This is a genomic window from Mycobacterium sp. E787 (genome assembly GCF_001668725.1).
Taxonomy (GTDB): domain Bacteria; phylum Actinomycetota; class Actinomycetes; order Mycobacteriales; family Mycobacteriaceae; genus Mycobacterium.
The window spans coordinates 18283-40503 of record NZ_LZKL01000104.1 but is presented as its reverse complement, the minus strand read 5'-3'; the positions used below and the strand labels follow the sequence as shown (position 1 = coordinate 40503).

Here is a 22221-nt window from a genome sequence, read left to right as displayed (position 1 = left end):
GGTCATCGCCACCGCGCTGTCGGTGGTGGCAGCGCCGCTGTTGGTGCGGCTGATGCTCGGGCGGCCCTGCACGACGAGATCGGCGGTCGCGTCGATCAGCAACACCGGGTATGAGCCCGACCGCCCGCCGCACCCACGCCCAGGCACCGCGGCAGCCGCAGCGCGTGCCACCCTCGGCACGCCGCATCCGCCCCGGGCCGCCGACGGGCCCCCTTCCGCCGGTGCCCGAGCTGGCGCGCCGGCGGCCCGAACTGTCCGACGCCGCCCTGGTCTCGCGATCGTGGGGGATGGCGTTCGCGACGCTGGTCAGCCGCATCACCGGCTTCGCGCGGATCGTCGTGCTGGCCGCCATCCTGGGCGCGGCGCTGTCCAGCGCCTTCTCGGTGGCCAATCAGCTGCCGAACCTGGTCGCGGCGCTCGTGCTGGAGGCGACGTTCACCGCGATCTTCGTGCCGGTGCTGGCCCGCGCCGAACAGAGCGACCCCGACGGCGGCGCGGCGTTCGTGCGGCGCCTGGTCACCCTGACCACCGCGCTGCTGGTCATCGCCACCGCGCTGTCGGTGGTGGCAGCGCCGCTGTTGGTGCGGCTGATGCTCGGGCGCACCCCGCAGGTCAACGAGCCGCTGACCACCGCTTTCGCCTACCTGCTGTTGCCCCAGGTGCTGGCCTACGGCCTGACCTCGGTGTTCATGGCGATCCTCAACACCCGCAACGTGTTCGGGCCGACCGCCTGGGCGCCCGTCGTCAACAACGTCGTCGCGCTCGCCACCCTGGGCGTGTACCTGGCCGTCCCGGGCGAGCTGTCGGTCGACCCCGTACGGATGGGCAACGCCAAGCTGCTGGTGCTCGGCATCGGCACCACCCTGGGCGTGTTCGCGCAGACCGCCGTGCTGCTGGTGGCGCTCCAGCGCGAGCGGGTGAGCCTGCGCCCGCTGTGGGGAATCGACGAGCGCCTCAAGCGGTTCGGCACCATGGCGGCGGCGATGGTGCTCTACGTGCTGATCAGCCAGCTCGGCCTGGTGATCGGCAACCAGATCGCGAGCACCGCGGCGGCTTCTGGCCCGGCGATCTACAACTACACATGGCTGGTGCTCATGCTGCCGTTCGGCATGATCGGGGTGACCGTGCTGACCGTGGTGATGCCGCGGCTGAGCCGGAACGCCGCGGCCGACGACACCAAGGCCGTGCTCGCCGACCTGTCGCTGGCCACCCGGCTGACGCTGATCACGCTGATCCCGATCGTCGCGTTCATGACCGTCGGCGGACCCGCGATCGGCAGCGCGCTGTTCGCCTACGGGCATTTCGGCGGGGTCGACGCCGGCTACCTGGGCGCCGCGATCGCGTTGTCGGCGTTCACGCTGATCCCCTACGGGCTGGTGCTGCTGCAGCTGCGCGTTTTCTATGCGCGCGAGCAGCCCTGGACGCCGATCGTGATCATCCTCGTCATCACGGCGGTCAAGATCGTCGGCTCGGTGCTGGCGCCGCACCTCACCGGCGATCCGAAGTTGGTGGCCGGGTTCTTGGGCCTGGCCAACGGTGTCGGCTTCCTGGCCGGCGCGATCGTCGGCTACTACCTGTTACGGCACGCGCTGCTGCCGAAGGGTGGACACCTGATCGACGTCGGCACGGTGCGGACGATCCTGGTGACGATCGTCGCGTCGATGCTGGCCGGTCTGCTCGCTCACGTCGCCGACCGGCTGCTGGGATTGAGCCGGCTCACCGCCCACGGCGCCGGGGGCTCCCTGCTGCGCCTGCTGGTGCTGGCGGTCATCATGGCGCCGATCCTCGCGACGGTCATGCTGCGGGCGCACGTCCCCGAGGCGCAGGCGGCGCTCGCTGCCGTCCGGCGCCGAGTCCCGTGGCTCGGCGGCGATCGGATCGCCCAGCCGCCGGCCCGCAAACCGGCTGCACGTCAGGGATCGTCTCAGCGTGCCCACGTCACGTACCCTGAGCAGAGGAATTCGTCCCCGCCGGGGGTCAACGCGGTTCAGGAGCCGATCCGGCGCAGGCCTCCGGATGGGGTAGCCAGCGCCCGCGTAGCGAAAGGACCGGAGGTGACCGACCGCCCAGTGGAGAGCGCATCCGGCGCTGGATCCGGCCTGGGGTCAGGCGCCGACAGCCCGCGGCCCGTCGCGGACGATTTCCAGCCCGACATTCCGCGTGAGCCGGATCCCCGGCCGACGCCCCGCCCAGCCGACCGGCTCAACGGCGACCTCTCGGCCGAAAACCCCCGCGGCCCAAGCACATTCGACGCCGCCCGCGACCGGGTCGGCGAATCGGCGTCCGAGGACGTCCACCTTGTCCCCGGCGCGCGGATCGCCAGCGGGCGATATCGCCTGCTGGTCTTCCACGGCGGCGCGCCTCCCCTGCAGTTCTGGCAGGCGCTGGACACCGCGCTGGACCGGCAGGTCGCGCTGACCTTCGTCGATCCGGACGGAGCGCTGCCCCACGAGGTGCTGCAGGACATCCTGTCCCGCACCCTGCGGCTCAGCAGGATCGACAAGCCCGGCATCGCCCGGGTGCTCGACGTGGTGCACACCGGGTCCGGCGGCCTGGTCGTCTCCGAGTGGATCCGCGGCGGTTCGTTGCAGGAGGTGGCCGACACCTCGCCGTCGCCCATCGGCGCCGTGCGGGCGATGCAGTCGCTGGCCGCCGCCGCCGACGCCGCCCATCGCGCCGGGGTCGCCCTGTCGATCGACCACCCCAACCGGGTGCGGGTCAGCATCGACGGCGACGTCGTGCTCGCCTACCCGGCGACCATGCCCGACGCCAACCCGCAGGACGACATCCGCGGGATCGGCGCCGCGCTGTACGCCCTGCTGGTCAACCGGTGGCCACTGCCGGAGTCCGGGGTGCGCAGCGGGCTGGCATCGGCCGAGCGCGATTCCGCGGGCAATCCCGTCGAACCCATGGTCATCGACCGCGACATCCCCTTCCAGATTTCCGCGGTGGCCGTTCGCGCGGTTCAAGAGGACGGCGGGATACGCAGCGCCTCAACGCTTTTGAACTTGCTGCAGCAGGCCACCGCGGTGGCCGACCGCACCGAGGTGCTCGGGCCGATCGACGACTCTCCGCCACCGACCACCGCGCGGCCGTCCTCGGGCCGCGAGTATGCGAACTTTGCGCGCCGGCGCCGCAACGTGCTGATCGGCGTCGGCGCCGCCCTGGCCGTCATCGTGGTGGCCCTGCTGGTGCTGGCGTCGGTGGTGAGCAAGATCTTCGGCAATGTCGGCGGCCTCAACAAGGACGAGTTGGGGCTGAACGGGCCGTCGTCGTCGACATCCTCGTCGGCGCCGGCTTCCGCGGCGTCCGGGAGCGTCGTCAAACCCACCAAGGCCACCGTCTTCTCCCCCGACGGCGATCCCGACAATCCGGGCACGGCCGGGCAGGCGATCGACGGCGACCCCTCCACCGCCTGGGCGACCGAGGTCTATACCGACGCCGTCCCGTTCCCCAGCTTCAAGCAGGGCGAGGGGCTGATGCTGCAGCTTCCGCAGCCCACGGTGGTCGGGCAGGTCACCATCGACACGCCCAGCACCGGCACCAAGGTCGAGATCCGCTCGTCGTCGACGGCCTCGCCCGCCAAGCTCGAAGACACCACCGTGCTCGCCCCGGCCTTCACGCTCAAGCCCGGCCACAACGTCATTCCGGTCCGGTCCGGCGCGCCGACGTCGAACCTGCTGGTGTGGATCTCCACGCTGGGCACCACCAGCGGCAAGAGCCAGGCGGGTTTCTCGGAGATCACCGTTCAAGCAGCGTCCTGACGCACTCACAAACCCTGCGTTGGTGAAGTGCCGCGCGACCCCCCGATTGGTTACTGTCCGGCCGTGGGTCTCGGGGGGAACAGCCAGGGCGAACGCACCGACGCCGAACTGCTGGCAGCCCACGTCGCCGGCGACCGCCACGCCTTCGGCGAGTTGTTTCACCGCCACCAACGGCAGCTGCACCGCCTGGCCCGGCTGACCACCCGCACCCGCGAGGACGCCGAAGACGCGCTGCAGGACGCGATGCTCTCGGCGCATCGGGGCGCGGGTTCGTTCCGGCACGACGCGGCGGTGGGCAGCTGGCTGCACCGCATCGTCGTCAACGCCTGCCTGGACCGGCTGCGCCGCACCAAGGCCCACCCGACCGCGCCGCTGGAGGACGTCTATCCGGTCGCCGATCGCACGGCGCAGGTCGAGACGGCCATCGTGGTGCAACGGGCCCTGATGCGCCTGCCGGTGGAGCAACGGGCGGCGGTGGTGGCCGTCGACATGCAGGGCTACTCGGTGGCCGACACCGCCGCGCTGCTGGGCGTCGCCGAGGGCACCGTCAAAAGCCGATGCTCGCGCGCCCGGGTCCGGCTCGCCGAGCTGCTCGGCTACCTCAACGCCGGTCCCGACCGGGCCGCACCCATGGCCGTCAAGCAGCGCATGACGGACACTGGGGCGGATGGGTGAACCCGACGACGACGAGCCGCCTTTGACGGTCGAGCTGCTGGCCGACCTGCAGGCCGGTCTGCTCGACGACGATTCCGCGGCCCGCATCCGCGGCCGGGTCCGCGACGACCCGCAGGCCCAGGGCATCCTGCGCGCCCTCAACCGGGTGCGCTGCGACGTGGCCACGCTGGGTGCCGACGACACCTCGGGTTCCGGGGCCCCCGACGTGCCGCCGGAGGTGACCGCCCGCATCTCGGCGGCGCTGGATGGGGAAGGAAACGAACCGGGCGTCGGTCTCGAGCACTCGGCGCGGCCGCACATCCGCCCCGCGCGGCTGGCCGCCGCCGTGGCCGGCGCGGGGGCGGTACTGGCGGCGATCGGGGTGGGCACGGTGGCGCTGCTCAACGCGCCGGAGCCCACCCCCAGCACCCCCGCGACGGCGCAGCACATCACGGTGTCGACACCGCCGATGGCCATCCCGCTGTCGCAGGACGAGATCCTCGAGCTGCTGAACCGCAGTCCCGACTACGGCCCGCTCGCCGATCCCGCGCGCCGCGCGTCGTGCCTCGGCGGGCTCGGCTATCCCGCGTCAACGCGGGTGCTCGGAGCGCGGCCGGTCGAGATCAACGCCCGCCCCGGTGTGCTGCTGGTGCTGCCCGCCGACACGCCCGACAACCTGGCGGTCTTCGCGGTGGCGCTCAATTGCAGCGCCGCGGACACCGGGTTGCTGGCCAACACGCAGGTCCAGCGCCCTTAGTCTGGTGCCCAGTACCCCGGGAACACCGGCGCCTACGCTGGCGTTCGTAGACGTAGCTTCCGCACCCGAAAGGCTCGAATGACTGCCGATACCCCCGCCGACACCCAGGACACCGTCCACGACGTCATCATCATCGGTTCCGGTCCCGCCGGGTACACCGCGGCCCTCTACACGGCCCGCGCGCAGCTGAAGCCCCTGGTTTTCGAGGGCACCTCGTTCGGCGGCGCGCTGATGACCACCACCGAGGTGGAGAACTACCCCGGCTTCCGCGACGGCATCACCGGCCCGGCGTTGATGGACGAGATGCGCGAGCAGGCGCTGCGCTTCGGCGCGGACCTGCGGATGGAGGACATCGAATCGGTCTCGTTGACGGGTCCGGTCAAGTCGGTCGTCACCGCCGACGGCGAGACCCATCGGGCCCGGGCCGTCATCCTGGCCATGGGCGCGGCGGCGCGCTACCTGCAGGTCCCCGGCGAGCAGGAATTGCTGGGGCGCGGCGTGAGCTCGTGTGCCACCTGCGACGGGTTCTTCTTCCGCGACCAGGACATCGCGGTCATCGGCGGCGGTGACTCGGCGATGGAGGAAGCCCTCTTCCTGACCCGCTTCGCCACCAGCGTGACGCTGGTGCACCGCCGCGACGAGTTCCGCGCGTCCAAGATCATGCTCGAACGCGCTCGCAACAACGACAAGATCAAGTTCGTCACCAACGTCGCCGTGCTCGCCGTCGAGGGCGACACGACGGTGACGGGACTTCGCTTGCGCGACAACGTAACTGGCGCGGAGTCGACGCTCCGGGTCACCGGCGCCTTCGTGGCGATCGGTCATGAACCACGCTCGGGCCTGGTGCGCGACGTCGTCGACGTCGATCCCGACGGCTACGTCCTGGTGCGGGGGCGCACCACCAGCACCTCGCTCGACGGGGTGTTCGCCGCCGGCGACCTGGTCGACCGCACCTACCGGCAAGCGGTCACCGCCGCGGGCAGTGGCTGCGCGGCGGCCATCGACGCCGAGCGTTGGCTGGCCGAGCACGAAACAACCGCCGAGGGTACCGACACACTGATTGGAGCACCACGATGACCGACGCCGAAAAATCCGGCAGCACAATAGAAGTCTCCGACGCGTCGTTCTCCACGGAGGTGTTGGGCAGCAATACGCCTGTGCTGGTTGACTTTTGGGCGACGTGGTGCGGGCCCTGCAAGATGGTCGCGCCGGTTCTCGAGGAGATCGCCAGCGAGCGCGCGGGTCAGCTCACCGTCGCCAAGCTCGACGTGGACGCCAACCCGGAGACCGCTCGCGACTTCCAGGTGGTTTCGATCCCCACGATGATCCTGTTCAAGGACGGCCAGCCGGTGAAGCGCATCGTCGGCGCCAAGGGCAAGGCGGCGCTGCTGCGGGAGCTCTCCGACGCGGTTCCGAACCTCACCTGAGGCGTTATCCGGCTCGCCACGCCGCGCCCGGGCTTAGCCTGGGGTTTTCCGAAAATTGAGAAGCGTCTGCGACAATAACGGCTAGCTGTTGCCCGTGTTCAGCCTTGTCCCGGAGGGCCCTTGGTATGTCGAGTCCGCGCCGTGTAGACGGCGACGCGCTGCGCTGTGGTGACCGCAGCGCAGCCGTGACCGAGATCCGGGCGACGCTCGCGACGCTGGGGATGCTGGACAATCCGGACGAGGACATGACCACCGGCCGGCATGTGGCCCCCGAGGTCTTCGACACCGAGCTCGATCAGGCGGTGCGCGCTTTCCAGCAGAATCGCGGGTTGCTGGTAGACGGCATCGTCGGCGAGGCCACCTACCGCGCGTTGAAGGAGGCCTCGTACCGGCTCGGCGCGCGCACGCTGTACCACCAGTTCGGTGCCCCGCTCTACGGCGACGACGTGGCGACGCTGCAGGCGCGGCTGCAGGACCTCGGGTTCTACACCGGCCTGGTCGACGGCCACTTCGGACTGCAGACCCACAACGCGTTGATGTCGTACCAGCGCGAGTATGGGCTCGCCGCGGACGGCATCTGCGGTCCAGAAACCTTGCGCTCCTTGTATTTTTTGAGCTCGCGGGTCACCGGCGGCTCACCACACGCCATCCGCGAGGAGGAGCTGGTCCGCCGGTCCGGCCCCAAATTGTCGGGCAAGCGCATCATCATCGACCCGGGCCGCGGCGGCGCGGATCGCGGCCTGATCATGCAGGGCCCGGCCGGACCCATCAGCGAAGCGGATGTGTTGTGGGACTTGGCGAGCCGGCTCGAGGGCCGGATGACCGCGATTGGCATGGAGACCTTTCTGTCCCGGCCGACCAATCGCAGCCCGTCGGACCCCGAGCGCGCCGCGACGGCCAACAACGTCGGCGCGGACCTGATGATCAGCCTGCGCTGCGAATCCCAGGCGAGCCCGTCGGCCAACGGCGTGGCGTCCTTCCACTTCGGCAACTCGCACGGTTCGGTGTCGACCATCGGCCGCAACCTCGCCGACTTCATTCAACGAGAAGTGGTGGCCCGCACCGGTTTACGCGATTGCCGAACGCATGGCCGGACCTGGGACCTGCTGCGGCTGACCCGGATGCCGACCGTTCAGGTCGACGTCGGCTACATCACCAACCCCCGTGACCAGGCGATGCTGATTTCGACGCAGACCCGCGACGCCATCGCCGAGGGCATCCTGGCCGCGGTCAAACGGCTCTATCTGCTCGGCAAAAACGACCGGCCCACAGGCACTTTCACCTTCGCCGAACTGCTGGCTCACGAGTTGTCGGTGGAACGGGCATCCCGGCTGGGCGGTTCCTAACCACCTTCCCCGGTCTGCACGCTGTTCGAGGTGACGGAGGAAGCAGCCGCACCCGCGCCGACGGGCTCCTGCAGCTGGGCGCTGGACAGCAGGCGCTCCAGCGCCGCCTCGACCTCGGCCTTCCAGCCCAGCCCCTTGTCCAGTTCCAGCCGCAGCCGCGGGAAGAACGGATGGGGCGCCACCACAACGAATCCCACGTCCTTCAAGAACTCGGCGTCGATCATGCAGTGGTCGACCGAGCAGTCGCCGAGGGCTTCGAGCACCGGCCGGACATCGGGATCCACCGTCCGCGGATCCTGCAACTCGGAGGCCTCCGGCGTGCGGCCGAAAGCCTCCAGGGCCCGGACCCCGCGGCGGACCAGCTCGTCGATGACCCGGGCGATCAGCCCGTGCGGCAGGTCGTCGGAGGCCTGCCCCGGCTCGATGTTCATCGACGTCAACAGCACGGCATCGGCGGACACCGGCGCCGTGGGAAACCGCTGGGCCCGCGGCACGGCGCGGGGCGGCGCGTAGAGGACATACCCCAGGCACGGCGGCTCGGCATGGCTGCGCTCGTCCGGGATCGCCGTCGCGACCTGACCGCACGAGCCCCACTCCAGCATCACCATCGACAGCCAGGCCTCTTTCTCGAATTCCGGGTCGGCGAGGTGGTCCTGGTTACCGAGGGTCGCCGGATCGACCTCCCAGAACACGCAGCGGCGCGCGTGCTTGGGAAGCTGCTCGAAAGCCTCGAGCCGCAAGGGCATGATTCGAGCAGACACTAGCCTCCTGGCTTCCGTCCGGTACCGCGGCCTTCCATTCTCGGGGCCACCGGCAACCCCTCCAGGATAGGAGAATTGGCCACCATCGGACCAGTGTTTGCTGCACCACTTCAACCGGCGCGGCAAACTCCGGTCGGGCACCGCGCCTCATCGGCCGCACCACGAAAGTCGCTGGGCCACATCACAACTGGGTCACGATGCGATGACGGGTGCGGCTCATCCGCATCCCGCAGCCGGCGCAATGTCACAGTGACGTAATTACACCGTGTCGCCGGTCAGGCCTTGCGCGGGGTCATCACGTCGACGATCCGCTGAAGGTCTTCCACCGAACCGAACTCGACCACGATCCGGCCCTTCCGTTTGCCCAGGCTGACCGTCACCCGCGTGTCGAACGTGTTCGACAGCCGATCGGCAACGTCCTGCAGGCCGGGCATCTGGATCGGCTTGCGGCGCTGGGGGGCGGGGCTGGCCGCGTCGCCCCGGTTGGCCAGGGTGACCGCCTCCTCGGTGGCCCGCACCGACAGACCCTCGGCGACGATCCGCCCGGCCAATTCCTCCTGAGCCTCCGGGCCTGCCTCCAGGGCCAGCAGCGCCCGGGCATGGCCCGCGGACAGGACGCCCGCCGCGACCCGGCGCTGAACCGCGATCGGCAGCTTCAACAGCCGGATCATGTTGGTGATCAGCGGCCGGGACCGGCCGATGCGGGACGCCAGTTCGTCGTGGGTGACGTCGAATTCGTCGAGCAACTGTTGGTATGCAGCCGCCTCTTCCAACGGGTTCAGCTGCACGCGGTGGATGTTCTCGAGCAGGGCATCGCGCAGCAGGTTGTCGTCACCGGTTTCGCGCACGATGGCCGGGATCGTGGCGAGGCCCGCCTCCTGGGCCGCGCGCCAACGCCGCTCCCCCATCACGATCTGATATCGCGCACCGCCCGGCGTTCCGGTCACCGCCCGGACGACGATCGGCTGCAGCAGGCCGAACTCGCGAATGGAGTGCACCAATTCCGACAGCGCCTCCTCGTCGAACACCTGCCGGGGCTGGCGAGGGTTGCGCTCGATGTCGGTGGGCGCGATCTCGCGGTACACCGCGCCCGCCGGCGCCAGGTCCGGGCCCGGTCCCCCGATCAGGACGTCCGCCGCCGCGTCCCCCATCCGCGGACCCAGCGTCGCCGGGCCCGGGTCGCCCTCGGCGGGACCGGTGGGAATCAGCGAAGCCAGGCCGCGGCCGAGGCCGCCCTTCTTGCGTAACGGCTGCGTCATGGTCGTCCCTTCAGGATGGCGGTCAATCACGTTCGGCGAGTTCGCGACTCGCGTCGAGGTAACTCATCGCGCCCCGGGAACCGGGGTCGTAATCGATGATCGTCATGCTGTAGCCGGGCGCCTCCGAAACCTTGACGCTGCGCGGAATCACCGTCCGCAGCACTTTGGTTCCGAAGTACCGGCGCACCTCTTCGGCCACCTGGTCGGCCAGCTTGGTCCGCCCGTCGTACATCGTGAGGATCACGGTGGTGACGTCGAGTTGCGGATTGAGGTGCGCCTTCACCATCTCGATGTTGCGCATCAGTTGCGACACGCCCTCCAGCGCGTAGTACTCACACTGGATCGGGATCATCACCTCCGGCGCGGCCACGAGGGCGTTGATCGTCAGCAGCCCGAGCGATGGCGGGCAGTCGATGAAGACGTAGTCGAAGTCGAACTGGTCGAGCTCGGCCAGGGCGGTGCGCAGCCGGTTCTCACGCGCGACCATGCTGACCAATTCGATCTCGGCGCCCGCCAGGTCGATGGTGGCCGGCACGCAAAACAGCCGGGGGCTGTGTGGGCTGGGCCGCAACGCGTCCCGCAACGACACCTCGCCGAGGAGGACTTCGTAGGACGACGGGGTGCCCGCTTGACGGTCGTGGATGCCGAGCGCCGTGCTCGCGTTGCCCTGCGGATCGAGGTCGATGACGAGGGTCTTGAGCCCCTGCACCGCCAGCGCGGCTGCGAGGTTGACCGCGGTGGTGGTCTTTCCGACGCCACCCTTCTGATTAGCGACGGTGAACAGGCGGCGGTGGGCCGGCCGTCGCAGCGGCGGGTAGGTCGTGTGCAGGATCCGCATGGCCCGCTCGGCGGCGGCGCCGATCGGCGTATCGAAGTCGTCCGATGTTTCACGTGAAACATGATCGGCCCCGTGCGCGCCGTCCGGGGGCGCCGCCGTCTCGGCCGGCGCGGAACCGCCCGACCACTCGGGTGGAGAACTCACCGTGTCCCCCTGTCTGCGATACGAGTCGGTCCTTGACGCGACGGCTTTCCGCGTCGCGCTAACACCACGGTTGAGGGCGGACGCAAAAAGTTCGCGCCACATGTCACCACCCTGACATCAACGGCGCCCGCAGCCGCCATCACACGCCGGTATGTTTCCACTTCCTCGGGAGCGCGCTCCCCTTTGATGGCGACCATCCGCCCGTCGGGCCGTAGCAACGGCATGCTCCACTTCGTCAGCTTGTCCAGCGATGCGACCGCCCGCGACACCGCGACGTCCCGGGCGCCGAACCGATCCCGCACCCAACGCTCCTCCGCGCGCCCGCGCACCACCTCGACCGACAACCCTAGTTGGGCGACCGCCTCCGTGAGAAACTCGCTTCGCCGCAACAGCGGTTCCAGCAGGACGACCTCCAGGTCGGGCCGCGCGATCGCCAGCGGTATCCCCGGCAGCCCGGCACCGCTGCCGATGTCGATCACCCGCTCCCCCGGTCCGAGGAGCTCCCCGACCGCCGCGCTGTTGAGTAGGTGGCGGTCCCACAGCCGGCCGACCTCGCGGGGACCGAGGAGCCCGCGTTCGACGCCCGGGCCGGCCAACAGCTCGGCGTAGCGCCGCGCGGTGTCGATCCCCGGGCCGAAGACGGCGGTAGCCGCGTCGGTCAGGGAGCCGGGGTCGGCCGGCGCGTCGCCGGACCCCGGGCCGGTCGTCCCGTCGCCGTGTTTCACGTGAAACATCTCGCGTTCCTGTTTCACGTGAAACATCCTCGATCCCTGTGGCCGTCCGGCTGAACCCCGCGAATTACACGGCTGTGACTCGGCGCGCTAGTCGAGCAGGACAACGACGCGCCGCGACGGCTCCTGCCCCTCGCTCTCGCTGTGCACCCCCGGAACGGCCGCGACGGCGTCGTGGACGATCTTGCGCTCGAACGGTGTCATGGGAGAAAGCTCCTCGCGCTCACCGGTGTTCAGCACCCGCCGTGCCACCTTGTCGCCCAGGGCGGCCAACTCCTCGCGCCGGCGCCGGCGCCAGCTCGCGATGTCCAGCATCAACCGGCTCCGCACGCCGGTCTTCTGGTGCACCGCGAGCCGGGTCAGCTCCTGGAGCGCATCGAGCACCTCACCCCCGCGGCCGACCAACTTGTTCAAGTCGTTGCTGCCGTCGATGCTCACGACGGCCCGATCCCCCTCGACGTCGAGATCGATGTCGCCGTCGAAGTCCAGCAGGTCCAGCAGCTCCTCGAGATAGTCGCCGGCGATCTCGCCCTCGGCGACCAGTCGCTCCTCCAGGTCGTCGACTTGGTCGGCGTCCCGTTCCGCCGTCACCTCGTCCTCGGCTGCCGGTGCTTGCGTGTCGAGTTCCGCGTCAACGTCGCGTTCGGTCGTCTCGGCGTCTGTCATGTCGTTCTCTCTCTCCCTCATCCGCGGGGTTCCCGTCCGACTCGGGCCATTCGCCCGGGGTCCCCCTTAAGCTGTGGCGACGCGTCAGCGTTTTCGCCTCTTGGGTCGCGCCCCGGGTCGCGGGGTGCGATTGGTCGGTCCAGTGTTGCGAGCCGGGCTCGGCTTGTCCGGCCGCGCGGTTGCCGTTTCCGCCTCGCCCGCACCGCCGGTGGATTCCTCGGTCTCCCGCTCGGCGTCGTTGCTCGCCGTCGACGAGCCGTTGTCGCTCCCCGTTGTCGCCTTGGGGCCGCGCTTCGGTTTGGCGCCCGGCGCCGGCGCGTTGGCCGCTCGGCGCTCAACGGCTTCCTGCCGCTTCGCCTCGTCCTCTTTTTCGATCATGCCGAACACGTAATGCTGCTGCCCGAACGTCCAAATGTTGTTCGCGAACCAGTACAGGATGATCGCGAGGGGAAGGAACGGCCCGCCGACGACGACGCCCAGCGGAAACACGTACAGCGCGAGCTTGTTCATCATCGCGGTCTGCGGGTTGGCGGCGGCCTCCGGGCTCTGCCGGGCCACCGATGCGCGGCTGTTGAAGTAGGTCGCGACACCGGCGAGGATCATCACCGGGGCGCCGACCGCGATCACCGCCGGGCGGCTGAAGTGGGTGAAGGCGTCCAGCCCGGAATGTTGCGTCATGAACGCGCCGATCGGCGCGCCGAACAGATTCGCGTCCAGGAAATGGGCCACGTCGGACGGGCTGAAGAAGTAGTTGCCCGTCGCCCGGTTCTGGGCCACCGACAGGTGCGGCTGGCCGAAGCCTCCGGTCGTCCGGTTGAACGACCGCAACACGTGATACAGCCCGAGGAACACCGGGATCTGCGCGAGCATCGGCAGGCAGCCGAGGACCGGATTGAAGCCGTGCTCGCGTTGCAGCTTCTGCATCTCGAGCGCCATCCGCTGGCGGTCTTTGGAGTACTTCTTCTGCAGCGCCTTGATCTGCGGCTGCAGCTCCTGCATCTGCCGGGTGGTGCGGATCTGGCGCACGAACGGCTTGTACAGCAGGGCCCGCAAGGTGAACACGAGGAACATCACCGACAGGGCCCAGGCGAAGAAATTCGACGGTCCGAGCAACGCCGCGAACAACTTGTACCAAGCCCACATGATCCACGACACCGGGTAGTAGACGATGTCGAGGCTGAAGAAATCAAACAAAAGATTCACTCTCCCGTTGCTCCGGCGCGGGGTCCCCCGCTTGTCCAGTGGGGGGGCCGGCGGATTCGAAGCTCGCCCGGCATGCGTGTCGATCCGGTACCGGATCCCATCCTCCCCGATGCCATGGTCCGCATCTGGCGAGCCTGGCCGCGGCCATCCAGCTCCCCCGGACCAAGCCGTATTCGGTGAGGGCGTCGACGGCGTACTGGCTACAGGTCGGCACGAACCGACACGTCGCCGGGCGCAGCGGCGACACCATGTGCCGGTACAGCTGGATGAGGAAGATCAGTCCGCGCACCGCGGCCCGGCTCGCCGCGCGTGACTGCGCCGGTGCACTCATCGGTCGCTTCCCGCCGCGGCGAAGGCGCGACGCAAGCCCCGCCGCAGCTGCTGTTCGAGCCGGGCGGATGACGCCTGGCGGCTGCTCGGCAATGCCCGGATCACCACCCGGTCCGATTGGTGCAGATCGTCCAGCATGGTGCGGACGACGTGGCGGAGCCGACGGGCGACGCGATGACGTTCGACCGCCGACCCCACCGTTTTGGCGACGATCAGCCCGACCTGCGGACCCGCGCCGTCTTCCGGGGCGCGTCGCACATGCACGACGACGTCGGGCTGCCCCGAGCGCATCCCGTACTTCACCGCGGCGTCAAACTCCGTTGACCGCCTCATGCGGTTGCGCGCGGGAAGCACCGCTGAAAAGCCCGGTGTTGCGATCAGGCAGTCAAGGCGCGGCGACCTTTGCGGCGCCGGCTGGAGACGATTGCGCGCCCGGCACGGGTGCGCATCCGCAACCGGAAGCCGTGCACGCGGGCTCGGCGCCGGTTATTCGGCTGGAAGGTCCGCTTGCCCTTGGCCACGGCGTTCTCCTCGTCTTCGAACCATCCGACCGCGTTCGTCTGCGAGACGATCGGAGGTTAAGCCTTGCTGCTGGCCGGCGCGGTCCCCGGGCTTCGTCCGGGTCGCAGCCGTATCGCCGACTTTCGGGCGACTGTTTGAGGGTACTGACGCGGCTTCGCTGGGTCAAACTTGGTCTCCCCCAACGGACCCAACTGACCTCATCCGTGAAAACCCGAGTTCTCGCAGACGTCGTTGCGGCACGATGGGTCGACGACACATACGCAGGCCCCAAACAACCCTAAAGAGGCCGATTGGAATGCAGCAGAACGGTTGGCAGCCGCGCGGAAAACTGTTAGCTTCTGGCAATGCCGTTTCAGAGTGGAGCGGCGCTCGACGACGAAGCGAGGATGGCGGATCGACTAGCTGTCTAGGCGACTCGCACGGGTTGCCCTCAGCGCGGAGATCATGGGCCGTCGCCGATAGGCTGCGGCTCGTTTACCATCATCCTGTCCACACCTGTGTATAACTATGTGGACAGTCGTTTCGTCGGCAAGCGTGGTTGCCCCTCGACCCGGGATCTGCGAGAACCAGGGAGATTACGTCGTTGACCGATGACCCCGGTTCAGGATTCACGACAGTTTGGAACGCGGTCGTCTCCGAGCTGAACGGCGACTCGGTCTCCGACGGCATCGCTTCCAATCGCACCGCCCTCGCCACCCCGCTGACCCCACAGCAAAGGGCGTGGCTGAACCTCGTCCAGCCGCTCACCATCGTCGAGGGATTCGCCCTGTTGTCGGTGCCGAGCAGCTTCGTGCAGAACGAGATCGAGCGTCACCTGCGCGCCCCGATCACCGACGCGCTCAGCCGCCGGCTCGGGCAGCAGATCCAACTCGGGGTGCGCATCGCCCCACCCGCCGACGACGGCGACGACGGAGCCTTCACCGCCACGGAGCCCTTCACCGCGGACCCGGAGATCCAGGCCGCCGGCCAGCCGGACGACTCCCTCCTCGACACCTCGATCGACGGCGACGAGGGCGACGAAAACGGGGAAGTCGCCGCCGAACACAGCTGGCCCAACTATTTCACCGAACGCCCGCACGCGGCCGACCCCGCGATCGCCGGCGGCACCAGCCTCAACCGGCGCTACACGTTCGACACGTTCGTCATCGGCGCCTCCAACCGCTTCGCGCATGCCGCGGCCCTGGCCATCGCCGAAGCGCCGGCCCGCGCTTACAACCCGCTCTTCATCTGGGGCGAATCCGGCCTCGGCAAGACGCACCTCCTGCACGCGGCGGGTAATTATGCGCAGCGCCTCTTCCCCGGGATGCGGGTGAAATACGTCTCCACCGAGGAATTCACCAACGACTTCATCAACTCGCTGCGCGACGACCGCAAAGTGGCCTTCAAACGCAGCTACCGCGACGTCGACGTGCTGCTGGTGGACGACATCCAGTTCATCGAGGGCAAAGAAGGCATCCAGGAAGAGTTCTTCCACACCTTCAACACGCTGCACAACGCGAACAAGCAGATCGTCATCTCGTCCGACCGGCCGCCGAAACAGCTCGCCACCCTCGAAGACCGGCTGCGGACCCGGTTCGAGTGGGGCCTGATCACCGACGTCCAGCCGCCGGAACTCGAGACCCGCATCGCGATTCTGCGTAAGAAAGCGCAAATGGAGCGGCTGGCCGTGCCCGACGACGTCCTCGAGCTCATCGCCAGCAGCATCGAACGCAACATTCGCGAGCTCGAGGGCGCCCTGATCCGGGTGACCGCGTTCGCGTCGCTGAACAAGACGCCGATCGACAAGTCCCTTGCGGAGATCGTCCTTCGCGACCTCATCGCCGACGCCAGCACCATGCAAATCAGCGCGGCGACGATCATGGCCGCCACCGCCGAGTACTTCGACACCACCGTCGAGGAATTACGCGGCCCCGGCAAGACCCGCGCACTGGCCCAGTCGCGGCAGATCGCGATGTACCTGTGCCGCGAGCTGACCGACTTGTCGCTGCCCAAGATCGGCCAGGCCTTCGGCCGCGACCACACCACGGTCATGTACGCGCAACGAAAGATCTTGTCCGAGATGGCCGAGCGCCGTGAGGTCTTCGATCACGTCAAGGAACTCACCACCCGGATCCGGCAGCGGTCCAAGCGCTGACTTCGGCGCATCCACCAAATTTTTTTCGAAAAACTTCTCACTCCCCTGTCACACGTGTCACACCGTCACGCTGTGCGCAGCGTTGTGCAAAATCCGTCCAAAGATCGGTGCACCAAGCGGGTTCGCATGCACACCCCACGCCGATCCCCAGCCCGCCACGGCCGCGCACAGTGTTGTCAACGGTGTCATCCACAACCCGATGACTCCCCTAGCTGCGACAAGGTCCTGCTGTCCCCAGAATGCACAGCACTTATTACTAGTACTGAGATCTATCCGTAGTTTGTTCTTTGAAGAACGGCGTTGGGGACGCGCGTCGCCCGGGCGCAGTGCGCGCCGTCGACGACGCGGCTTGTCGGCCCTTGCGATTAGCTTTCAAGATGGCCGCAGAAGATCTACGGTTGTTCAGCGACTGCTAGCGACGGGCGGCTAGCCACTGTGATTTTCCGACACTCGGCAGGTAAAGGGACGCTATGGACGCGGCGACGACAACAGCTGGCCTCACCGACTTGAAGTTTCGTCTGGTGCGAGAGTCCTTCGCCGACGCGGTGTCGTGGGTGGCGAAGAACTTGCCGTCGCGGCCGGCGGTTCCCGTGTTGTCCGGGGTGTTGTTGTCCGGTTCCGACGAGGGGCTGACGATCTCCGGTTTCGACTACGAAGTGTCGGCCGAAGCCCAGGTTGCTGCTGAAATCGCTTCTCCTGGAAGCGTTTTGGTATCCGGAAGGCTGCTGTCGGACATCACTCGGGCGTTGCCCAACAAGCCCGTCGACTTCTATGTGGACGGCAATCGGGTCGCGCTGACGTGCGGAAGCGCCAGGTTCTCCCTGCCGACCATGCCGGTTGAGGATTACCCGACGCTGCCCGCACTGCCGGAAGGTACCGGCACCCTCCCGGCGGATCTGTTCGCGGAGGCGATCGGTCAGGTGGCCATCGCCGCCGGCCGCGATGACACGCTGCCCATGCTGACCGGGATTCGGGTTGAGATTTCCGGCGACACGGTGGTTTTGGCTGCCACTGACAGGTTCCGGCTTGCGGTTCGCGAGCTGACGTGGTCGGCGTTGTCGCCCGACATCGAAGCCGCGGTGTTGGTGCCGGCGAAGACGCTGGCCGAGGCGGCCAAAGCCGGCGCCGACGGGTCTGAGGTTCGGTTGTCGCTGGGAGCGGGCGCGGGTGTCGGGAAAGAGGGGCTGCTGGGCATCAGCGGTAGCGGCAAACGCAGTACGACGCGACTGCTGGACGCGGAGTTCCCCAAATTCCGGCAGTTGCTACCGGCCGAGCACACGGCCGTCGCGACCATCAACGTGGCCGAGCTCACCGAGGCCATCAAGTTGGTGGCTCTGGTGGCCGACCGGGGTGCGCAGGTCCGGATGGAGTTCTCCGAGGGAACGCTGCGGCTTTCCGCGGGGGCTGATGACGTGGGCCGGGCCGAAGAGGACCTTCAAGTGGATTTCGTGGGCGAACCGTTGACGATCGCCTTCAATCCGACCTACCTGACCGACGGGCTCGCGTCGGTGCATTCGGAGCGGGTGTCGTTTGGTTTCACGACCCCGGGGAAGCCCGCGTTGCTGCGCCCGGCGGCCAGCGACGACAGCTCCCCCGGCGGCAACGGGCCGTTCGCCGCACTGCCCACCGATTACGTGTACCTGTTGATGCCAGTTCGATTGCCCGGGTAGGTGTACGTCCGGCATCTGGGCCTGCGCGATTTCCGGTCCTGGGCACACGCCGACCTCGAATTGCAGCCGGGCCGGACGGTGTTCGTCGGTCCCAATGGCTTCGGGAAGACGAATCTGATTGAGGCCCTGTGGTATTCGACCACCTTGGGTTCGCATCGGGTCGGGACAGACGCGCCGTTGATTCGTGCCGGCGCCGAGCGCGCGGTGGTGTCGACGATCGTCGTCAACGACGGCAGGGAATGCGCGATCGACCTCGAGATCGCGGCGGGCAGGGCCAACAAGGCGCGCCTGAACCGTTCGCCGGTGCGCAGCACGCGCGAGGTGGTCGGCGTGCTGCGCGCGGTGCTCTTCGCCCCCGAGGACTTGGCGCTGGTCCGCGGCGATCCGGCCGACCGGCGCCGTTACCTCGACGATTTGGCCACGGTGCGCAGGCCGACGGTCGCTGCCGTGCGCGCCGATTACGACAAGGTGTTACGGCAGCGCACGGCGCTGTTGAAGTCCCTGTCCGGCGCGCGGTATCGCGGCGACCGAGGCGCCCTGGACACCCTGGACGTGTGGGACAGCCGGCTGGCCCAGCACGGAGCGGAACTGATGGCGGCGCGGATCGACCTGGTGAACGAGCTGGCGCCCGAAGTGGAAAAGGCCTATCAGTTGGTGGCGCCCGGATCGCGGCCCGCCTCGATCGGCTACCGCGCCAGCCTGGGCGATCACAATCCGCAAGATTTCCAGGGGAGCGACCGCGAATTCCTGGAGACAGCACTGTTGGCGGCGCTGGCAGCGCGTCGCGATGCCGAATTGGACCGTGGGATGTGTCTGGTGGGTCCGCACCGCGACGACCTCGAGTTGCGGCTGGGCGACCAGCCCGCCAAAGGCTTTGCCAGCCATGGCGAATCGTGGTCGTTCGCGGTCGGGTTGCGGTTGGCGGCGTACGAGTTGTTGCGGGCCGAGGGCACCGACCCGGTGTTGTTGCTCGACGACGTGTTCGCCGAACTGGACGCCACGCGTCGGCGCGCATTGGCGGCGGTGGCCGAATCGGCCGAACAGGTTTTGGTCACCGCGGCGGTGCCGGAAGACATCCCGGCGGACTGGGACGCGCGACGGGTGCACATCGATTTGCGTGATGACGACTCGGGCCGGGTGTCGGCGGTGCTGCCATGACCGGTGCCGGTGAAGGGGAAGACGTCGACCGCCTCGGCGGGCTGACCGGGATCGATCTCGTGCGCCGCACGCTCGAGGAGGCACGCGCCGCCGCGCGCGCGCAGGGTAAGGACGCCGGCCGCGGGCGGTCGGCTCCGGCGGCGCCGCGGCGTGTGGCGGGCCAACGACGGAGCTGGTCGGGCCCGGGGCCCGACACGCGCGATCCGCAGCCGCTGGGCCGGCTGGCGCGTGACCTGGCGAAAAAGCGCGGCTGGTCGACGCGCGTCGCCGAAGGCACGGTGCTGGGTCACTGGCCCTCGGTGGTGGGACACCAGATCGCCGACCATGCGACCCCGACCGCACTCAGCGACGGCGTCCTCAGCGTGACGGCGGAGTCGACGGCGTGGGCAACCCAGCTGCGGATGATGCAGGCGCAACTTTTGGCCAAGATCGCCGCGGCGGTCGGCAACGGCGTCGTCACGTCGTTGAAAATCACCGGGCCGACCGCGCCGTCGTGGCGCAAGGGCCCACGTCACATCGCCGGCCGCGGGCCACGCGACACGTACGGCTGAGGCGTTTCGCGGCCCGAACGATCCCCAGTCGCGGTTGCATCAACAGGGCGCTGAGAGCCGCCACAACCGCGCGGACTTACATAACGCACGTCAGGACGCGCCCGGAACGAAGAAATCGTCCGCACGGCGCGGTTAGCTGGGTAGAAACGCGCCCACAGAGTCGGTGCCGAGGGCCGTTCACGGTAGAGTGGTGGGGTGCGGCTGTAGCGGTGACCGAACCGCCCGCATGAAACCCCAAGGAGAGCATTCCGACCGTGGCTGCCCAGAAGAAGAAGCCCCAATCCGGATACGGCGCTGAACAGATTACCGTTCTCGAAGGGCTGGAGGCCGTCCGCAAACGCCCGGGCATGTACATCGGCTCCACCGGCGAGCGCGGTTTGCACCACCTCATCTGGGAGGTGGTCGACAACTCGGTGGACGAGGCGATGGCCGGCTACGCGACGCAGGTCGACGTGCGGCTGCTCGACGACGGCGGCGTGGAAGTCGCCGACAACGGCCGCGGCATCCCGGTGGCGATGCACGCCACCGGCGCCCCCACCGTCGACGTCGTCATGACGCAACTGCACGCCGGCGGCAAATTCGGCGGTGAGAACAGCGGCTACAACGTCAGCGGCGGCTTGCACGGCGTTGGCGTCTCGGTGGTCAACGCGCTGTCGACCCGGCTCGAGGTCGACATCAAGCGCGATGGATACGAGTGGTCGCAGTTCTACGACCACGCCGTGCCCGGCACCCTCAAACAGGGCGAGGCCACCAGGAAGACCGGAACCATCATCCGGTTCTGGGCGGACCCCGACATCTTCGAGACCACCCACTACGACTTCGAGACGGTCGCCCGCCGCCTTCAGGAGATGGCGTTCCTGAACAAGGGTCTGACCATCAACCTCACCGACGAGCGGGTGGAGCAGGACGAGGTCGTCGAAGAGGTCGTCAGCGACACCGCCGACGCCCCGAAGAGCGCCGAGGAAAAAGCGGCCGAGTCGAGTGCGCCGCACAAGGTCAAGCACCGCACCTTCCACTACCCCGGCGGGCTGGTCGACTTCGTCAAGCACATCAACCGGACCAAGAGCCCGATCCAGCAGAGCGTCATCGACTTCGACGGCAAGGGCACCGGCCACGAGGTCGAGATCGCGATGCAGTGGAACGGCGGCTACTCGGAGTCGGTGCACACCTTCGCCAACACGATCAACACCCACGAGGGCGGCACGCATGAGGAGGGCTTCCGCAGCGCGCTGACCTCGGTGGTGAACAAGTACGCCAAAGACAAGAAGCTGCTGAAGGAGAAGGACGCCAACCTGACCGGCGACGACATCCGGGAGGGCCTGGCCGCGGTCATTTCCGTGAAGGTCAGCGAACCGCAGTTCGAGGGGCAGACCAAGACCAAGCTCGGCAACACCGAGGTCAAGTCCTTCGTGCAGAAGGTGTGCAACGAACAGCTCACACACTGGTTCGAGGCCAACCCCTCGGAGGCGAAAACCGTTGTGAACAAGGCGGTTTCGTCGGCGCAGGCGCGCATCGCCGCCCGCAAGGCCCGGGAGCTGGTGCGCCGCAAGAGCGCCACCGACCTCGGCGGCCTGCCGGGCAAGCTGGCCGACTGCCGCTCCACGGACCCGCGCAAGTCCGAACTGTATGTGGTCGAAGGTGATTCGGCCGGTGGCTCGGCCAAGAGCGGCCGCGACTCGATGTTCCAGGCCATCCTGCCGTTGCGCGGCAAGATCATCAACGTCGAGAAGGCGCGCATCGACCGGGTGCTGAAGAACACCGAAGTCCAGGCGATCATCACCGCGCTCGGCACGGGGATCCACGACGAGTTCGACCTCAGCAAGCTGCGCTACCACAAGATCGTGCTGATGGCCGACGCCGACGTTGACGGCCAGCACATCTCGACGCTGCTGTTGACGCTGCTGTTCCGCTTCATGCGGCCGCTGATCGAAAACGGTCACGTGTTCTTGGCGCAGCCGCCGCTGTACAAGTTGAAGTGGCAGCGCAGCGATCCCGAGTTCGCCTACTCCGACCGCGAGCGCGACGGTCTGCTGGAGGCCGGACTGAAGGCCGGCAAGAAGATCAACAAGGAAGACGGGATCCAGCGCTACAAGGGTCTCGGCGAGATGGACGCCAAGGAGTTGTGGGAGACCACGATGGACCCGTCCGTGCGGGTACTGCGGCAGGTCACCCTGGACGACGCGGCGGCCGCCGACGAGCTGTTCTCGATCCTGATGGGCGAGGACGTCGACGCGCGCCGCAGCTTTATCACCCGCAACGCCAAGGACGTTCGCTTCCTGGATGTCTGATCGGTCAGACGCGCATAC

General features: G+C 68.3%; 20 protein-coding genes. 11 read left to right on the top strand and 9 right to left on the bottom strand.

Annotated features, from left to right (window positions below; genetic code table 11):
* Nucleotides 1–287: 287 nt before the first annotated feature.
* From A5705_RS20835 to A5705_RS20810, 6 genes are all read left to right on the top strand, one after another.
* On the top strand, nucleotides 288–3764 hold the full coding sequence (locus tag A5705_RS20835) for a lipid II flippase MurJ (RefSeq protein ID WP_369829616.1): 3477 nt from the start codon (nucleotides 288–290) through the stop codon (nucleotides 3762–3764).
* A gap of 63 nt (nucleotides 3765–3827) precedes the next feature.
* The gene (gene sigM / locus A5705_RS20830) at nucleotides 3828–4439 is read left to right on the top strand and encodes an RNA polymerase sigma factor SigM (RefSeq protein ID WP_068279689.1); all 612 of its coding nucleotides are present in this window, start codon (nucleotides 3828–3830) and stop codon (nucleotides 4437–4439) included.
* A complete protein-coding gene (locus tag A5705_RS20825) occupies nucleotides 4432–5175 on the top strand; it encodes a hypothetical protein (protein WP_067883221.1) in 744 nt (247 codons plus the stop codon). Before sigM ends, A5705_RS20825 begins: the two co-directional genes overlap by 8 nt.
* A gap of 78 nt (nucleotides 5176–5253) precedes the next feature.
* Nucleotides 5254–6252, top strand: a complete 999-nt coding sequence (gene trxB, locus A5705_RS20820; RefSeq protein ID WP_067883220.1) for a thioredoxin-disulfide reductase — start codon at nucleotides 5254–5256, stop codon at nucleotides 6250–6252.
* Nucleotides 6249–6602, top strand: a complete 354-nt coding sequence (trxA, locus tag A5705_RS20815) for a thioredoxin (protein ID WP_067883219.1) — start codon at nucleotides 6249–6251, stop codon at nucleotides 6600–6602. The genes trxB and trxA overlap by 4 nt, the downstream gene beginning before the upstream one ends.
* A gap of 125 nt (nucleotides 6603–6727) precedes the next feature.
* On the top strand, nucleotides 6728–7948 hold the full coding sequence (locus A5705_RS20810; RefSeq protein ID WP_067883218.1) for an N-acetylmuramoyl-L-alanine amidase: 1221 nt from the start codon (nucleotides 6728–6730) through the stop codon (nucleotides 7946–7948).
* On the opposite strand, the gene A5705_RS20805 is transcribed toward A5705_RS20810, so the two are convergent.
* The 9 genes from A5705_RS20805 to rpmH form a co-directional block, all read right to left on the bottom strand.
* A complete protein-coding gene (locus tag A5705_RS20805) occupies nucleotides 7945–8709 on the bottom strand; it encodes an acetyltransferase (RefSeq protein WP_067883217.1) in 765 nt (254 codons plus the stop codon). The two genes, A5705_RS20810 and A5705_RS20805, sit on opposite strands and share 4 nt — an antisense overlap.
* A gap of 275 nt (nucleotides 8710–8984) precedes the next feature.
* A complete protein-coding gene (locus tag A5705_RS20800) occupies nucleotides 8985–9968 on the bottom strand; it encodes a ParB/RepB/Spo0J family partition protein (RefSeq protein WP_067883216.1) in 984 nt (327 codons plus the stop codon).
* 22 nt (nucleotides 9969–9990) lie between these two features.
* Complete coding sequence (locus tag A5705_RS20795) at nucleotides 9991–11052, bottom strand: ParA family protein (RefSeq protein ID WP_156738550.1); 1062 nt, start codon at nucleotides 11050–11052, stop codon at nucleotides 9991–9993.
* Nucleotides 10947–11684 carry a 16S rRNA (guanine(527)-N(7))-methyltransferase RsmG gene (gene rsmG, locus A5705_RS20790; protein ID WP_067883224.1) on the bottom strand — a complete coding sequence of 246 codons (738 nt, stop codon included), beginning with the start codon at nucleotides 11682–11684 and terminating at the stop codon, nucleotides 10947–10949. Before rsmG ends, A5705_RS20795 begins: the two co-directional genes overlap by 106 nt.
* A gap of 87 nt (nucleotides 11685–11771) precedes the next feature.
* Entirely contained in the window at nucleotides 11772–12347 is a 576-nt protein-coding gene (locus A5705_RS20785) for a R3H domain-containing nucleic acid-binding protein (protein WP_067883215.1), read from the bottom strand.
* Nucleotides 12348–12431: 84 nt separating this feature from the next.
* Nucleotides 12432–13550, bottom strand: a complete 1119-nt coding sequence (gene yidC / locus A5705_RS20780) for a membrane protein insertase YidC (RefSeq protein WP_068279686.1) — start codon at nucleotides 13548–13550, stop codon at nucleotides 12432–12434.
* Nucleotides 13534–13881: a membrane protein insertion efficiency factor YidD gene (gene yidD / locus A5705_RS27455; RefSeq protein ID WP_082956602.1), complete on the bottom strand. Its 348-nt coding sequence runs from the start codon at nucleotides 13879–13881 to the stop codon at nucleotides 13534–13536. Before yidD ends, yidC begins: the two co-directional genes overlap by 17 nt.
* Nucleotides 13878–14234, bottom strand: a complete 357-nt coding sequence (rnpA, locus tag A5705_RS20775; RefSeq protein WP_082956601.1) for a ribonuclease P protein component — start codon at nucleotides 14232–14234, stop codon at nucleotides 13878–13880. Before rnpA ends, yidD begins: the two co-directional genes overlap by 4 nt.
* Nucleotides 14235–14257: 23 nt before the next feature.
* Nucleotides 14258–14401, bottom strand: coding sequence for a 50S ribosomal protein L34 (rpmH, locus tag A5705_RS27450; RefSeq protein ID WP_079219747.1), 144 nt, complete (start codon nucleotides 14399–14401; stop codon nucleotides 14258–14260).
* Nucleotides 14402–14985: 584 nt separating this feature from the next.
* On the opposite strand from rpmH, the gene dnaA reads away from it, so the two are divergent.
* The 5 genes from dnaA (at nucleotide 14986) to gyrB (ending at nucleotide 22203) form a co-directional block, all read left to right on the top strand.
* On the top strand, nucleotides 14986–16536 hold the full coding sequence (gene dnaA / locus A5705_RS20770) for a chromosomal replication initiator protein DnaA (protein WP_068279684.1): 1551 nt from the start codon (nucleotides 14986–14988) through the stop codon (nucleotides 16534–16536).
* A 470-nt stretch (nucleotides 16537–17006) separates the two neighbouring features.
* Complete coding sequence (gene dnaN / locus A5705_RS20765; RefSeq protein WP_068279683.1) at nucleotides 17007–18206, top strand: DNA polymerase III subunit beta; 1200 nt, start codon at nucleotides 17007–17009, stop codon at nucleotides 18204–18206.
* Nucleotides 18207–19364 (top strand): DNA replication/repair protein RecF, encoded by a 1158-nt coding sequence (recF, locus tag A5705_RS20760; protein ID WP_068279680.1) that lies wholly within the window; start codon nucleotides 18207–18209, stop codon nucleotides 19362–19364.
* Entirely contained in the window at nucleotides 19361–19915 is a 555-nt protein-coding gene (locus A5705_RS20755) for a DUF721 family protein (protein WP_068279677.1), read from the top strand. Before recF ends, A5705_RS20755 begins: the two co-directional genes overlap by 4 nt.
* 254 nt (nucleotides 19916–20169) lie before the next feature.
* Nucleotides 20170–22203, top strand: a complete 2034-nt coding sequence (gene gyrB, locus A5705_RS20750; RefSeq protein ID WP_068279674.1) for a DNA topoisomerase (ATP-hydrolyzing) subunit B — start codon at nucleotides 20170–20172, stop codon at nucleotides 22201–22203.
* The last annotated feature ends 18 nt before the right edge of the window (nucleotides 22204–22221 follow it).